This is a genomic window from Brachybacterium tyrofermentans (assembly GCF_014897585.1).
Taxonomy (GTDB): Bacteria; Actinomycetota; Actinomycetes; order Actinomycetales; family Dermabacteraceae; genus Brachybacterium; species Brachybacterium tyrofermentans.
This window is the reverse complement of the sequence record NZ_JABUXW010000017.1, coordinates 74,461-89,369: the sequence shown is the minus strand read 5'-3', so window position 1 is coordinate 89,369 and position 14,909 is coordinate 74,461. Positions and strand designations below refer to the sequence as shown.

Here is a 14,909-nt window from a genome sequence, read left to right as displayed (position 1 = left end):
TGCGATCGGACTCCGTGCGATCGGACTCCGCGGGATCTGGCTCAGCGCCGTCTGAACAGGCTCCAGCGCGACGCGCGTCGTCGGCCGCGTTCTCCGGGTGCCGGAATCTTCTTCACATCGCCGTGCTCGACGCCGTCCTCGTCGTCCGTGCCGTCCTCGTGGTCCTCGCGGCCCTCGTCGTCCTCGCGGTCCGTCGGCTCGGAGAGCGTGTCCAGGTCGTCGAGTCCCGCTCGGCGCACTGGGGTGTCAGGGAGTTCCGGGAGGTCGGGGGCCGCCGGGGAACCGGACAGATCCGAGGACACAGGGAGCTCCGGAGAACCGGGCTGCTCGACCCGCAGGCCCTCCTCGTCCACCCAGTCGTCGGTCCAGCCGACGTCGGACTCATCGCGCGGGGCGTAGGCCGCCCGCCGGCCCAGCACGTCCTCGACATCGGCGAACTCGATGTCGACGGGAGCCTTGACCTCTTCGCCGCGATGCGGGACCGGGCAGGTCCAGAAGTACGGGCAGCCCGGACACCCGGCGGTCTCCTCGTCGGGAGAGGCCTCGCGCTGCATCTGCACCCCGTCGATCTGCTGCAGCATGCGCAGACGCGACTCGTAGGGATTGATCTCCATGGCCTGCTCAGACTACTGCGCACCGGGACGGAAGGCGTCATCGCCCCCGTAGGATCGTTCCTGCCCCTGCACGCCGTCCCCACTTCGGAGGAGCCCCCGATGAGCACACCGCAGCAGCGTGTCCACGACACCACCCGCCGCCTGCTCGAGCTGCTCGCCAGCGACGACTCCCACACCCCCGCAGTCATCCCCGAGGCGATCGCCCTGCGCACCGAGCTGGCCGTCGCCACCGCCGAGGCGGGACATCTCGAGGATGCCTTCGTCCAGGTCGACGAGCTGCTCAAGGACACCCAGCGCGAGTACGGACGCGAGCACGAGCTGGTCGGCCCGGTCCGGGCCGCGGTGTCGAGGGTCGAGACTCTCGCCCAGCGCGCCCTCGACGAGGCCTGACCCGGGCCTCACCAGCGGAAGCCGGCGTCCTCGAGCTGTCGCTCGACCTCCGGGCCGGCGGATTCCATGTAGGTCGCCGTGAGGTGGTCCTCGTCGAACATGACGTGGATGTTCCCGATGATCGGCGGGCACGCATCCTGCGGGCAGGTGATCGGCAGCAGGTCCACGGGGAACACGTCCCCGTCCTCCCCACCGTCGCCCTCCTCGCTGCGCGCGGCCAGCTCCTCGAGCACCGCGGCATCCGGACGCTGCTGCGGCATCGTGTCCCGGTCCAGGGGGTGAGTGCAGTCCTCGACCGTGCCGCCCGCCTCGAGGCAGGCGACGGGGTTCTCGGCGAGGCGCGGGGCGTCGCGCAGCGCGATCACGTCGGTGCCGCCCGCCAGCAGCGCGGGGACGGTCTCCTCCGTGACCCGGTCCACCCGCTCGGGCCCCTCATGGAGCACCATCGTGGTGGAGACGGCGACGGCTTCCGGGCCGACCTGGTCGATGTACTCCAGCGCCGCGTCGTTGTGGGCGTCGCACTCGGCCCCCAGGTAGGAGTCGATGCCCGGGGTGAACACGCAGCTCGGTGCCCGCAGGATGATCAGTCGCCACCCGTTCTCCTGGGCGGGGCCGCTCAGCGAGACCGCTGTCTGCGCGAGACGGGAGTTGCCCGCGGCGATGATCACGGGCGCGCCGTCGGGGGCATCGGTCATGCGGCAGGACCCCTCGAGCATCCCCTCGGCGGGGGCGAACTCCCCGGAGCACTCCTCGGGCAGGTTCTCCCAGTCCTGGCTGAGCGTGGCGGCGGACGGCAGGGGAGCCGCATCCGGATCCGCGTCCGGGTGGGGCTCGAAGCCCGGCATGAGGGCCCGCGCCCCGGGATTGTCCGCGGTCGCCCGGCGCTCGGCGTCCTGCGCAGCGTCCTCGAGGAGCTGCTTGGCGCCGATGCTCGGGGCCAGACCGATCGCCAGCACCGCCACCACCACGGCGCCGGCCCGCGGCGCCGAGCTGTTCGCCCAGCTCCACCGCCGTATCGGGGTGTCCAGGAAACGGGTGAGCAGGTAGGCGAGGACCACGCTGAGCGCGATGATCGCCGGGCCCAGGAGCGGTCCGGCGGTCGCCCGCTCGGCGGCGACCAGGGTGATGGCGAGGATCGGCCAGTGGATCAGGTACAGCCCGTAGCTGATGTCGCCGAGGAAGGAGAAGGGCCGCGAGCGCAGCAGACGGTCCGCGCCGAGGCGGGAGCCGCTCACCCCGGACAGGAACACCAGCGTCGCGCCCAGCAGAGGGATCGCGGCGATCCAGCCCGGGAACATCGAGCGGCCGTCGATCAGCGCGCCGGTCGCGATGAGCACTGCCAGGCCTGCCCAGCCCAGCCCCACCCGCAGCCGACGGGAGGGCGCGGACCGGGCGGTGCCGGCCGGTGCGGCCGCCGGGAGCAGAGCCAGCAGCGAGCCGGCCGCGAACTCCCAGATGCGCGCCGTGGTGTCGAAGTAGGCGGTCTGCTGCTGGGTCGCGGTGGAGACCACCGACCAGACGAACGAGGCCAGCGCGATCACCGTGAAGACGATCAGCACCACGCGGCGCGGGGCGATGCGGGAGCGCCGGGCGATCACCGCACAGAGCGCGAACAGCAGCGGCCACAGCAGGAACACCTGCCCCTGGATCGACAGCGACCAGAAATGCTGCAACGGCGAGGTCGCGGTGGTCGCGGCGGCCTCGTAGTCGGTGCCGCGATGGATCAGCAGCCAGTTCTCGACCTGGAGCATCGAAGCGATCGCGTCGTGGATCGCGGGCATCCAGGTGCTCGGCGGCAGGAACAGCCGCACCGCGGCGAGGGTGGCCAGCACGATCACCGCCGCCGGAGCGAGCAGCCGCTTGAACGTGCGCGCCCAGTAGGCGACCGGGGCCATCGGCTTCCCGGTCTCCATCCGGCGCACGAAGCTGCCGGTGAGGAAGAAGGCCGAGATGAACAGGAACACGTCGACACCGCCGGAGACCCGGTCCATGAACACGTGATAGAGCACGACGAGCGCGATCGCGAGTCCGCGCAGCCCGTGCAGCTCCGGGCGGTAGGTCGGGGGCGGGGGAGCGCCCGCGGTGACGGGGGACCGGGCGGCGCTCACCAGTGGAACCCCCCGTCGCGCAGCCGGGCGCCCACCGCGTCCTGCATCGAGGCGGCGTAGGTGCCGGTGAGATGGTCGTCGTCGAGGGAGACGACCACATTGCCGATCACCGGCGTGCAGACGTCGTCGGGGCATACCAGGTCGTTCACCTCGAGCGGGACGACGGCGCCGTCGGCAGCGGCGAGCAGCTCGGCATCGGGGCGCTCCTGCTGGAGCGGCTCGGCCAGCGGCGGGGCGCAGTCCGGATCGTCCGCGCCCTTCTCCGCGGTGCACGCCGGCGGGTCGAACGGCATCCGGGGGAGGTCGCGCATCGCCACGACCTGGGTGCCGGTCGCGGCGAGCTGCGGCAGGGTCGTCTCCATGCCCGGCATGATCGTCTCGGTGCCGTCACGGTTCATGAAGGTGGTGTTCAGCGCGACGGCATCCGCGTCGATCCGTTCCAGATAGGCCTTCGCGTCGGCGCTGAACCCGTTGCAGTCGGGCTCCTCGAGGGTCGCATCGGGCGTGTAGGCGCACCCGCCCTTCCACAGGGTGACCAGCGTCCAGCCCTCCTTCTTCGCGAGCTCGATGAGGGAGGCGCTGAACTGCTCGAGGCGGGAGTTGCCCACGCTCACCACGACCGGTGCGCCCTCGGGTCCCGGCACCGTCCGGCAGATCGGGTCGAGCTGCTCCTGCTCCTGGCCCTGGGGCGCGAGATCGCCGGTGCACTCCTCCTCACCGGAGACCCAGTCCGAGCCCATCAGCGCCGCGGTGGGCAACGGCTCGGCCGACGGGTCCGCGTCGGGGTGCACCGTGAAGTCCGGGTCGAGCACCCGGGCGCCGGGGTTGTCGGCGACCACGCGGGCCTCGGCCTCACGCTGCTGCGCGATCAGGTGCTGCTGGGCGGCGAGAGCGGGGGCGAGTCCGAGCACCAGGCAGGTCAGCGCGACGGCCCCGGACCGCCAGGCCTTCGCCGACGCCCAGGGCCAGCGCCGGATCGGGGTGTCCACGAGTCGCGTCAGCAGCCAGGCGGCGGCGAGGGAGACCAGGATCAGGAGGAAGCCGTCGAGCACTCCGGCGCGCTGCTTGCCGGTGTGGGCGAGGTAGAGGGTCAGCAGCGGCCAGTGCACCAGGTAGAGGCCGTAGGAGATGTCCCCGAGCACCTTCGCCGGGCCGGTGGCCAGCAGCTGGTCCACGCCGAGCCGGTGCCCGGTGGTGCCCACGACGAGGACCAGACCGGCCGCGGCGAGCGGCCAGGCCGCGATCCAGCCCGGGAAGGCCCCCTGTACGTCGATCAGGAGGCCGCACGAGACGAGGCCGAGGATCCCCGCCCAGCCGGCGAGCACCCGCCAGGGGGAGACGGCCGACGCCGGACGGCGGTGCCGGCCGCGACTCCGGTCCTGATCTCGATCCCGGCCCTGATCTCGACTGTGCCGCCGCTCCGCGGCCCGCTCCTCCCAGGCCGGCAGCAGCAGCCCCAGCAGGCTCCCCGCCGCGAACTCCCAGAGCCGGGCGAAGGTGTCGAAGTACGCGATGTCCTGCTGGGTCGCCGTGGAGTGCACGGACCAGGCGAAGGAGAGCACGAGGACGAGCGCGAACAGCACCGCGAGCACGGAGCGCACGGAGCGTCGCAGTACGCGGGCCAGGAGCACGCCCAGCGCGATCAGCAGCGGCCAGGCCAGGAACACCTGTCCTTGGATGGACAGCGACCAGAAATGCTGGAAGGCGGAGGGACCGGTCTCCGCGGCCGCGTAGTAGTCCACGCCCCGCTGGATCAGCACCCAGTTCTCGACGTGCAGCAGCGAGCCGATCGCGTCGTCGAGCGCGGGCATCCACCGCTCCGGCGGGAGGATCAGATACACCCCGGCGAGCGTCGCCAGGGAGACCACGGCCGTGGGCGGCAGCAGGCGCTTGAACGTGCGCCCCCAGTACGCCGCCGGGCGGGTCCGCTCGCCCCGGTCGATCCGGCGCAGGAACGTCCCCACCAGCAGGAACGAGGAGAGGAAGAGGAACACGTCGACCCCGCCGGAGACCCGGTCGAACCACACGTGGTAGAGCACCACCAGGCCGATGGCGAGTCCGCGCAGCCCGTGCAGCTCGGGGCGGAAGCGTCCCGCCTGTGTGGAGGTCGGCGGTGCGGCCGGCGGCGGCGAGGGCGGCGTCCGGGGAGGCGCCGTGGCGGAACGGGACATCAGAGGAGCGGGAGCCTCTCAGCCACGCAGGAACGCGGCACAGGCCTGCTGCAGCAGGAGGGGATCCGCGCTCGCGCACATCTCCCGGGCGGAATGCATGGACAGCAGGGTGATGCCCACGTCGATCGTGGTCATCCCCAGACGGGTCGCCGTGATCGGGCCGATGGTGGACCCGCAGGGCATGGCGTTGTTCGAGACGAACTGCTGGTACGGCACCTGGGCCGCGTCGCACGCGGCGGCGAAGGCGGCGATCCCGACGGCGTCGGTCGCATAGCGCTGCTGGGCGTTGATCTTCAGCATCGGGCCCTCGCCGAGGCGGGGGCGGGTGACGGGGTCGTGGCGCTCGGGGTAGTTCGGGTGGGCGGCGTGGCCGGCATCGGCGGAGAGCACCATCGAGGAGGCGAGGAGCCGGCGGCGGGAGGCCTCGTCGCCGCCGAGGGCGGCGTGCATCCGCACCAGCACGTCCTCGAGGAAGGGGCCGGCGGCGCCGGAACGGGTCGCGGAGCCCACTTCCTCATGGTCGTTGGCGACCATCATCGCGATCGGGTCCGAGCCCGCGCTGCGGGCGCTGCCGGCCACCGTGATCAGGGCCAGCGCCTCGGCATGGACGGAGGTGAGGTTGTCCAGGCGTCCGGAGGCGAGGAACTCCTCGTGGGCACCGAACAGGGCCGGCGCCTGGGCATCGACGGTCACCACGTCGAAGCCGACGATGTCGCTCGCCGCGACGCCCGCCTCGGCCGCGAGCACCTCCCGCACGTCCAGCGGGCCGAACCCGAGGATCGGCTGCATATGGCGCTGGGGGTCCAGCTGCAGGCCGTCCTTGTTCACCGCGCGGTCCAGGTGCACCGCGAGCTGGGGGACCCGCAGGATGCCGTCGGTCGCCACCAGCGCGGTGGTGCCGTCGGCCAGGGCGAGACGTCCGGCCAGGCGCAGCTCGCGGTCCAGCCAGGAGTTCAGCAGCGGGCCGCCGTAGATCTCGACGCCCACCTGCGCGAGCCCCTCGGCGCCCAGCCGCGGGTTCGGCTTGAGCTTCAGCCCGGGCGAGTCGGTGTGGGAGCCGACGATGCGCCACGGGGTGCCGGTGTCGACGCCGTCGGGCGTGGACCAGGCGATGAGCGAGCCGTCGCGGATCACGAAGCGGTCGCCGGTGACCTCCGCCGCGCCCCACGGGGCGGTCTCGGTCAGCTCGGTGAAGCCGGCGTCCTGGAGCCGGCGCGCCGTCTCGCGCACCGCATGGAAGCTCGAGGGGGAGGCGGTGACGAAATCACCGAGGTCCAGGGCGGTGGCGCGGGCACGGGGCGAGGGGGCGGCGGCGGAGAACGTAGTCACGACGTCATTGAACCATCGACGCCGCGGCAGGGGAGCATGCGCAGCAGCTTCGCGTCGCCCACCTGGAGCACCACCTCGGCCGCTCCGGACTCGGAGATCTCGTTGAGCCCGGTGTAGGTCGCGCTGCGGCCATGGAGCTCCTGCGCACCGAAGTCCAGGGCGTAGTCGACGTGCAGCTGCTCGGCGGCGTCGCACACCTCGGGGTTGGTCTGCGCCTCGTCGAGCCGCCCGTTGAGCAGGTGCACCTCGGGTTCGGCGGAGAAGCCCATATAGGTGTTCAGCACCGGGCGGTCGGAGATCGCGTAGGCCAGCGAGCTGCCGTTCCAGGCGTTGGTCGCGATCACCGCATCCTCGGGGACCACGTCGGGCAGCTGCTCGAGCAGGGTGTGCTCGTCCGCGGTGAGCAGCGCGTCGCTGTGCCAGTCCACGGCCAGGTAGTCGAGGTTGGCGCGCGTGGCGGGGGAGAGCTGGGCCAGGGCGAGCACGCCGAGCACGCCGAGCACGCCGAGCACACCGGCCACCGGGAGGGCGGCGGCCGTCGGCCCGGCGAGCGCCGCGACACTGCGCGAGGTGCCGGGGGCGATGGCGCCGCGCCGCGCCGGCAGGTGCTCGTCGACCCACCGGCCGAGCGCATCGATCCCCACGGCGAGCACGGGGATCGCGACCACGGGCACGATCGCGGCGATGCGGAAGGTGTCGCTGTACCAGCCGCCGGTGAGCAGGTACCGCAGGTCGCCGACGGGCGTCGCGCGGGCCGCGACGGACAGCGCTGCGGCGGCCAGCCAGGAGGCGACCAGCCACCGGGACCGGGTCCGGAGGAGCACGACGAGCAGGCCCACGAGCATGACCACGCCCAGCGGCAGCCAGGTCGGTGCCGCGTTGGGCGAGAGCGAGCCGACCTGACCGATCGCCTCCCGCCACGAGGCGTTCGGCTCCCAGACGGCGGAGGACTGCGGGGGGCGTGCCCGCTGCCAGACCTGCCAGGCGATGGCGCCGCCGCCGACGGTCATCACCACGAGCGGGAGCAGGCGTCGGACGCTGCCGGGCACCCCGGCGATCAGGTCGCGGGCGCGCACCAGCGTGGCCCAGGCCAGGATCGGCAGGCCCAGCACGACGCCGACGAACACGCCCTGCGGGTGGGCGAGGGCCGCGGCGAGGCACACAGCCGGCAGCAGCACCACGAGCTGGAGCGTGCTCAGGCGCTGCGCGGACTCCGGGGCGAGGCCGGCCAGGTGCACCACCATCATTACCACGAGGGGCATCAGGACGAGCGAGAGGAGATAGGGCAGCACGATCCCCCACGACATCAGGGAGAGCGGGAACGCGCCGGAGACCCCGGCCAGGGCGCCCGCCGCCATCCAGCCCAGCGGGCCGCTGCTCGTGGTGGTGCGCACCAGGGCGACCAGGGCCAGCGGCCACACGAGGACCCCGACCACCAGCATCATCAGGTTCGAGACCAGGATGATCTCCTGCCCGGACAGCTGCACCGCGAGGCTCACGGCCTGGTGCCACAGGGCCGGGTAGTAGACGGCCTCCCCGGGGAGCGCGGTCATGCCGCCCACCACCCACGCGGAGCCGTCGCCGGCGCGCAGGATATGCCGGATCGCGTTGAGGTGGAAGACGTTGTCGTAGGTCTGGCTGAGCGCGCCGACGCTCCCCATCATCGTCAGGGCGCGCGCCAGCAGCACGCCGCAGCCGATGACCAGGCCGCCGAGGATCGCCAGGGCGGCGCCGCGCCGGCCCGCGAGGAGCGCCCGCACCCCGGCGAGCTCCGGGGACGGGGCGACGGCGGGGTCCGCAGCCGCCTTCGCGCTCGAGGGTGCGGGATGCGAGGGTGCGGGAGGCGAGAGGGAGGGATGCGAGGGTGCGGGAGGCGAGAGGGAGGGATGCGAGGGGGCGCGAGGCGAGGGGGCGGGAGCGGCTGCGCGGCGGCGGCCGACGAGGAGCAGGCCCGCTCCGAGCAGCAGGCCGAGCACGAGCGGGGACAGGCCCGTCCAGCGGATGCCGAGCTGGTGGCCGAGCTCCGCGGAGATCGCGATCAGCAGGAGGGAGACGGGAGCGAGCACGGCGACCCCGGTGAGCGGTCGCAGCCGCAGCGCGAGGACGGCGGGCAGGCCCGGGACCACGAGCACGGCGAGGGTGGCGAGAAGTGCCGCGAGCACCCCGAGAACTTCCACGTGGGCGAACCTGCTTCCTGCTGGGCGGGGCGTCGGAGCGCCCCCGGGACGGGCACATCGTAAGCCGTGCAGGTTGCGAGCGGGTTCACCGGGAGTTCGCGAGCAGTTCGGTCACCCTGGGCGCGAGGGTCTCCTCGACGAACAGGCGCGTGAGATGGTCGTCGTCCATGTATACCGAGACGTCCCCGAGCACCGGGGAGCAGCGGCCCTCAGGACAGATCTGCGTCGAGAGGTCCAGCAGGGTGACCTCGGCCGCGGCGCCGTCTCCCGGACCTGCCGGGACGAGGTCCGCGAGGGGCTTCGCCGGATTGCTCGCGGCGAGCTTCTGCGAGGCGTCCGCGCCGCAGGCCTCGTCGGCCTCGGCCGGGGTCCCGCCGCCGTCGATGACGTCCTCGGCGCACTGGAACTGGTCGCTCTCCCAGCGCGGGGTGTCCCGGGCCGCGATCACGTCGATCCCGCGGTCCAGCAGCGCCTGCACCGAGGAGGCGGCGCCGTCGGGCAGGGTCTCCTCGGCCGATCCGGCATCCGTGAGCGTGACCGTGGTCAGCACCGTGTCGGGGTCGATGGAGTCGACGTAGGAGAGCACGTACTCGTCGTAGCCGGCGCAGTAGCCGTCGCGCTCCGCACCCGCCAGGAACTGGCAGCCGTCCATGGTGAGGTTCACGACCTGGGCGCCCCGTGCCTCGGCCGTGGGCAGCAGGGCGGGGATGTACTGGCGCGAATGCGAGCTGCCCACCACCACGATGGTCTCGGAGGTGTCGACGTCCGTATCGCCGGGGAGTAGCTGCTGGCAGGTCACGTGGGGGAAGCTGACCGACGGGGCCCACGGGCCGGCGCACCGCTGCGGAAGGTCCGGCCACTGCGAGCCGAGCTGCCAGCCGGCCGGGCGGATGACGGTGGGCACCGTGGTGGCGACCTCGTCGGTGGGCAGGTCCTGCGCCGACGCGGTGGTCTCCTGCGGGGACTGCTGGTTCAGCACCAGCCACCAGCCGCCCGCCCCGGCCAGGACCAGTGCGAAGCTCGCAGCGATCGCGGTCAGCGCGCGCCAGGGGCGGGCCTCGAGCCAGCGGGAACGCCGCACCGGGGCATCCACGGCGCGGGTCACCAGCCAGGCCAGCAGCACCGAGCCGGCGAGCACCACGAGGCCGTCGAGCAGCCCCGCCCGCTGCTGCCCGCTGTGGTGGAGCCAGAGCACGAGGACCGGCCAGTGCACGAGGTACAGGGCGTAGGAGATGTCGCCGACGAAGGCGGCCGGCCGGGTGGACAGCAGTGCGTCGATGCCCCAGCGGTGCCCGGAGTGCCCGGCGACCACCACGGCGCCCGCGGCGGCGAGCGGCACGATCGCGATCCATCCCGGGAACATCGTCGAGACGTCCAGCACGATGCCGCAGGCGAGCAGGGCGGCGATCCCGGCCCAGCCGGTCAGGGCGCGCGCGAGGCGCAGCCGGGGAGGACGGCCGTCCTCCGGGCGGTACGCCCCCGTGATCCGGTCGATCACGGGCAGGGCGAGCGCGAGCAGCGAGCCGGCGGCGAACTCCCACAGCCGGGCGGCGGTGTCGAAGTAGGCGACCTGCTGCTGGGTCTGGGTGGTGATCACCGACCAGGTCAGCGAGGCGGCACCGATCAGCAGCACGAGCACGATGAGCGGCCGGCGCACGCTCTTCCCCCGCCGGGCGCGGCGCACCACCAGCAGGAAGAGCAGCGGCCACACCACGAAGGCCTGCCCCTGCACGCTGAGGGACCAGAAGTGCTGCAGCGGGGAGGCTCCGCCGGCATCACGGGCGTGATAGTCCACCTGCAGGAACACCAGCAGTGCGTTCTGCACGTAGGCGGCCGACGCCACCGCCTCCTGCATCACCGTGGGCCACAGCGAGGACGGCAGGAACGCGGCGGTGCCGACGAGGGTGAGCAGGATCGTCACCGCCGCCGGGGGCAGGAGGCGCTTGAACGTGTGCAGCCAGTAGCGGGGGATGCCGAGCGGGCGTCCGCTCTCCAGCCGCCGCACGAACGTCCCCGTGAGGAAGAAGGCGGAGAGGAACAGGAAGACGTCGACGCCGCCGGAGACCCGACCGAGCCAGATGTGATAGATCGCGACCAGACCGAGGGCGACGGCGCGCAGGCCGTGCAGCTCGTGGCGGAAGACGGGCCCGCTGCGGAGTCCGCCGTCGGCCGACGTACCGTCGATCGAGCCACCCGCGGGGGACGCGGCGCCCTCCGGGCCCGTCCGCTGCGGGGACCGGGAGCGGCTCTCCTCGGCCGGCGGCCGCCAGGTCCCGGTGACGGAGCCCGCGGTGGACCAGGCGTCCTCGGCCTCGCGCTCGACGTGGAGCTCGATGGGTCCCTGCACCCAGTCGTCCAGGGACGACGTGGCCGTCGGGAGCGGTCCGGAGGTCCATGCGTCCAGGCTCGAGCCGGGAGAGCGGTCCGAGCGGGAGCGGGTGGGGGTCCGGGACTGGGAGTGGGAGTGGGGGCGAGCGCGGTGGTGCGGGCCAGGGGTTCCCAGGGCCTCGGGGAGGGCCTCCTGGGTCCAGTCCTCGAGGCTGTCGCTCCGCGGGTGCGCACGATGCCCGCCCCGGTTCCCGGCGCGCGGGGTGGGGGGATCCTGGGGCGAACTGATCGCGATCCCCTTCCGTGCTGCTGTCGGCCTGAGCATCCGCATCGCCGCGCGGGCGGGACGATGCGTCGCTGCGCTGGATCCTAGTGGATCCCGGTGGGAGTGATCCGGTCCGTCCTGCGTTCAGGAGGCCGAGGAAGCGGGGCCCGGGCCAGGCGGAGGAGGCTTCTCGATCCTAGAGGGATGTGACGCACGCCGCCCCGCCGAACGGGTCGGCGCGGCCGTGGGATCATGATCCGGTGACCGCCGACGCCCCCCTGCCGATGCCCGCCGACCCGACGTCCACCCCTGCGCCCGCCGCGGCGGCCCCTGATGGGGGCGCTGCCGGGACCGGCTTCGAGATCGTCGCCCGCGCCGGGGACAAGGCCAGGGCCGGGGTGATCTCCACCCCGCACGGCCAGATCCGCACCCCGGCCTTCGTGCCGGTGGGGACCAAGGCCACCGTCAAGGCCGTGCTTCCGGAGTCGATGAGCGAGCTCGGGGCGCAGGCACTGCTGGCCAACGCCTATCACCTGTTCCTCCAGCCCGGTCACGACCTGATCGACGAGGCCGGGGGTCTGGGCGCCTTCATGAACTGGCCCGGCCCGACCTACACCGATTCCGGCGGCTTCCAGGTGATGAGCCTCGGCGCCGGGTTCAAGAAGGTGCTCTCCAGCGAGTTCTCCGGCGGGGAGAAGGCCCGCACCTCCTCGGGGGAGGATGACGCGGTCGCCGAGGGCAAGGAGCGCCTGGCCCACGTCGACGACGACGGCGTCACCTTCCGCTCCTTCCTCAACGGCGACGTGCACCGCTTCACGCCCGAGGTCTCGATGCAGATCCAGCACGGGCTGGGAGCGGACATCATGTTCGCCTTCGACGAGCTGACCACGCTGATGAACTCCCGCGGCTACCAGGAGCAGGCGCTCGAGCGCACCCGGCTGTGGGCCATCCGGTGCCTGGCCGAGCACGCCCGCCTCACGGACGAGCGCACCCATCGCCCCTACCAGCAGCTGTGGGGCGTCATCCAGGGCGCCCAGTACGAGGACCTGCGCCGTCGGGCCGCCCGGGATCTCGGTGCGATGGACGTCGAGGGTCAGACCTTCGACGGCTTCGGGATCGGCGGGGCGCTCGAGAAGGAGAACCTCGGCACGATCGTGGGCTGGGTGACCGATGAGCTGCCCGACGCGAAGCCCCGCCACCTGCTGGGCATCAGCGAGGTCGACGACCTGTTTGTGGCGATCGCGGCGGGCGCGGACACCTTCGACTGCGTCTCCCCGTCACGGGTGGCGCGCAACAGCGCCGTCTACACGGCGCGGGGGCGCGTGAACCTCACGGGCTCGAAGTACCGCCGCCAGTTCGCCCCGATCGACGAGACCTGCGACTGCTACACCTGCACGCACTACACCGCCGCCTACGTGAATCACCTGTTCCGCGCCAAGGAGATGATCTCCTCGACCCTGTGCACGATCCACAACGAGCGCTTCGTGGTGCGCCTGGTGGACCGGATCCGGGCCTCGCTGATCAACGGCGACTTCGACGCGCTGCGCGAGGAGACGACGGGCGCCTACTACGGCGAGGCGCGCTGATCCGGTGATCCGGTGAGCGGCAGACCCGGTGAACGGCGGGCCCGGTGAACGGCGGGCCCCTCCGCGGGCCGGTCGCCTTCCCGGTCCGTCTCAGGCGGAGAGCCTCTTCGAGGCGGTGATGCTCACCTGGGAGACGCCGACGCCCATGGCCAGGATCACGAGGAGGACGCGCAGGGCCTCGACGACCCCGATGAGCCGATAGCCGTTCGCCTCGACCCCGCCGAGATCGCTGTCCATCCCCAGGGACACCAGGACGATCGCCATGATGATCGTGACCACCCAGTAGGCGATGATGGAGACGGGGATCATCGCGGCGACCACGATGCCGCCGACCCGAGCGCGGCCGCGGGCCATCACCGCGACGATGATGCCGACCACGATCATCGCGAGGCTGACCACGACGTTCGCGAGGTACAGCACGATGGCGACCAGCCCGGTGCCGAGGGCGACAGTGCTCATCTCCCCGCCGGAGTCCTGGGCGGCGAGGCTGTCCGCCCCGAAGTAGGTGGTCAGGGCGATGCCGAGCCGGACCACCATGAGCAGCATCAGGCCGATGGTCAGCAGCGTGCCCAGGAGCTTGACGCGCCTCCAGTTCACGCCGTCGCCGGATCCTGGCTGCGGGCCGGGGTAGCTGGTGGAACCCGGGTAGGCGCCCATCACGGGCCTCCGGTCCCACGGCGTCTGCTGCGCCGGGGTGGGCTGGCCCCACGAGGGCTGGGGTGCGGCCTGCTGCGGAGCGCTCCACTGCGGATGCTGCTGCGGCGATGGCGACGACTGCGGCGCGGGGAAGGGTGGCACGTTCTGCCCCCACTGGCCCTGCGGGTTCTGCTGGCCCTGCTGGCCCTGCTGGCCCTGCGGGTTCTGCTGACCGTGGCCCGGTCCGTACCCCTGCGATATGGTGCTCCCTCGCCCAGCGTCAATGCGACGCCACGGCGACGTCGCCTCGAGAATATCGGGCATCGCCCGGGCCGGGTCAGGGCGAGGCACCGTGCCTGTGCCTGTGCACCGTGCCTGTGCCTGTGCCTGTGCCTGTGCCTGTGCCCGTGTCCGGGCCCGCGCCCTGCGGCTCAGGCGGTCAGGCGCCCTGCTTCACGCCGCGCCGCACCATGAGCCCGCCGACGATGAGCGCCGCGAAGACGATCAGCGAGCGGATGACCTCGACGATCGCGTAGATGATCGCCACGACCCCGATGGTGGAGTAGTCGGCCATGTTGTAGATCACGGCGACATAGATGCCGTAGCCGATCCCGTACAGGACCACGGACAGCACGAGCGTCGCCGCGATGATGATCGCGCCGGTGCGGGCGCGGCCGGAGGACTTCACCGCCACGAAGATCGCGAGGACCAGCAGGCCGAGCGTGACGACGCCGTTCAGGAGCAGGAGGAGGAGCCCCAGGAGCGCGCCGCCGCCCGCGACGGCCATTCCGCCGTCGACCGCGCCGCCCGAGGACATCGCCCCGGAGACGAAGCCCGCCCCGAAGCCCACGGCCCCGCGGATCACGCGCACCACGATCACGACGATCACCGCGATCATCGTCCACTGGGCGACCTTGGCGAGGGTCGGGTCCGCGCCGGCTCCGGTCGCAGAGGCAGATCCCGTGGCGCCCGGGTGCTGCGTGGCTCCCGGGTACTGCTGCGCCCCGGGGTACTGCGACGCCCCGGGGTACTGCGACGCGCCGGGGTACTGCTGCGCGCCGGGGTTCTGGGGCGTCCCGGGGTAGGAGGTCAGGTCCGGGGACGGGTTCCACTGCGGCTCCTGGGCGGGCTGCTGTGCCGGCGCGGGCGAAGCCTGGCCCCACTGCGGCTCCGGGGCGGGCTGCTGCGGCTGCTGCCCGTACGGGTCGCCGGGGGACCCCTGCCCCCACTGTGGCTGCTGGGCGTCGTCCGGTCCGTACCCCTGAGTCATGCGTCTCCCTGCGTCGTTATCCAGGGGACGCCGCA

The 14,909-nt window shown here is 72.7% G+C and carries 10 protein-coding genes; 2 read left to right on the top strand and 8 right to left on the bottom strand.

The window, feature by feature from the left end:
• Positions 1-41: 41 nt before the first annotated feature.
• Complete coding sequence (locus INT49_RS21185; protein WP_226850526.1) at positions 42-614, bottom strand: hypothetical protein; 573 nt, start codon at positions 612-614, stop codon at positions 42-44.
• Between the two features lie 99 nt (positions 615-713).
• Here INT49_RS21185 and INT49_RS13540 point away from each other — a divergent pair, with 99 nt between their 5' ends.
• Complete coding sequence (locus INT49_RS13540; protein WP_193118271.1) at positions 714-1,004, top strand: hypothetical protein; 291 nt, start codon at positions 714-716, stop codon at positions 1,002-1,004.
• An 8-nt stretch (positions 1,005-1,012) separates the two neighbouring features.
• Here the strand turns inward: INT49_RS13540 and INT49_RS13535 are convergent, their stop codons facing one another.
• From INT49_RS13535 to INT49_RS13515, 5 genes are all read right to left on the bottom strand, one after another.
• Complete coding sequence (locus INT49_RS13535; protein ID WP_319021622.1) at positions 1,013-3,112, bottom strand: acyltransferase family protein; 2,100 nt, start codon at positions 3,110-3,112, stop codon at positions 1,013-1,015.
• Positions 3,109-5,283 (bottom strand): acyltransferase family protein, encoded by a 2,175-nt coding sequence (locus tag INT49_RS13530; protein WP_193118270.1) that lies wholly within the window; start codon positions 5,281-5,283, stop codon positions 3,109-3,111. The genes INT49_RS13535 and INT49_RS13530 overlap by 4 nt, the downstream gene beginning before the upstream one ends.
• Positions 5,284-5,301: 18 nt before the next feature.
• A complete protein-coding gene (locus INT49_RS13525) occupies positions 5,302-6,612 on the bottom strand; it encodes a M18 family aminopeptidase (protein WP_193118269.1) in 1,311 nt (436 codons plus the stop codon).
• Positions 6,609-8,789 (bottom strand): DUF6541 family protein, encoded by a 2,181-nt coding sequence (locus INT49_RS13520; RefSeq protein WP_193118268.1) that lies wholly within the window; start codon positions 8,787-8,789, stop codon positions 6,609-6,611. The genes INT49_RS13525 and INT49_RS13520 overlap by 4 nt, the downstream gene beginning before the upstream one ends.
• An 85-nt stretch (positions 8,790-8,874) precedes the next feature.
• On the bottom strand, positions 8,875-11,136 hold the full coding sequence (locus INT49_RS13515) for an acyltransferase family protein (RefSeq protein WP_319021621.1): 2,262 nt from the start codon (positions 11,134-11,136) through the stop codon (positions 8,875-8,877).
• Positions 11,137-11,666: 530 nt separating this feature from the next.
• Here INT49_RS13515 and tgt point away from each other — a divergent pair.
• The gene (gene tgt, locus INT49_RS13510; RefSeq protein WP_193118285.1) at positions 11,667-12,968 is read left to right on the top strand and encodes a tRNA guanosine(34) transglycosylase Tgt; all 1,302 of its coding nucleotides are present in this window, start codon (positions 11,667-11,669) and stop codon (positions 12,966-12,968) included.
• A gap of 90 nt (positions 12,969-13,058) precedes the next feature.
• On the opposite strand, the gene INT49_RS13505 is transcribed toward tgt, so the two are convergent.
• Both INT49_RS13505 and INT49_RS13500 read right to left on the bottom strand, forming a co-directional pair.
• A complete protein-coding gene (locus INT49_RS13505; protein ID WP_193118266.1) occupies positions 13,059-13,928 on the bottom strand; it encodes a hypothetical protein in 870 nt (289 codons plus the stop codon).
• A gap of 115 nt (positions 13,929-14,043) precedes the next feature.
• Positions 14,044-14,874 (bottom strand): hypothetical protein, encoded by an 831-nt coding sequence (locus INT49_RS13500; RefSeq protein WP_193118265.1) that lies wholly within the window; start codon positions 14,872-14,874, stop codon positions 14,044-14,046.
• Positions 14,875-14,909: the final 35 nt, after the last annotated feature.

What these genes read in the sequence shown, in the direction of transcription:
- INT49_RS21185 (WP_226850526.1), bottom strand. Translation starts at nt 614, where the DNA reads ATGGAGATCAATCCCTACGAGTCGCGTCTGCGCATGCTGCAGCAGATC.
- INT49_RS13540 (WP_193118271.1), top strand. Translation starts at nt 714, where the DNA reads ATGAGCACACCGCAGCAGCGTGTCCACGACACCACCCGCCGCCTGCTC.
- INT49_RS13530 (WP_193118270.1), bottom strand. Translation starts at nt 5,283, where the DNA reads ATGTCCCGTTCCGCCACGGCGCCTCCCCGGACGCCGCCCTCGCCGCCG.
- tgt (WP_193118285.1), top strand. Translation starts at nt 11,667, where the DNA reads ATGCCCGCCGACCCGACGTCCACCCCTGCGCCCGCCGCGGCGGCCCCT.
- INT49_RS13505 (WP_193118266.1), bottom strand. Translation starts at nt 13,928, where the DNA reads ATGCCCGATATTCTCGAGGCGACGTCGCCGTGGCGTCGCATTGACGCT.
- INT49_RS13500 (WP_193118265.1), bottom strand. Translation starts at nt 14,874, where the DNA reads ATGACTCAGGGGTACGGACCGGACGACGCCCAGCAGCCACAGTGGGGG.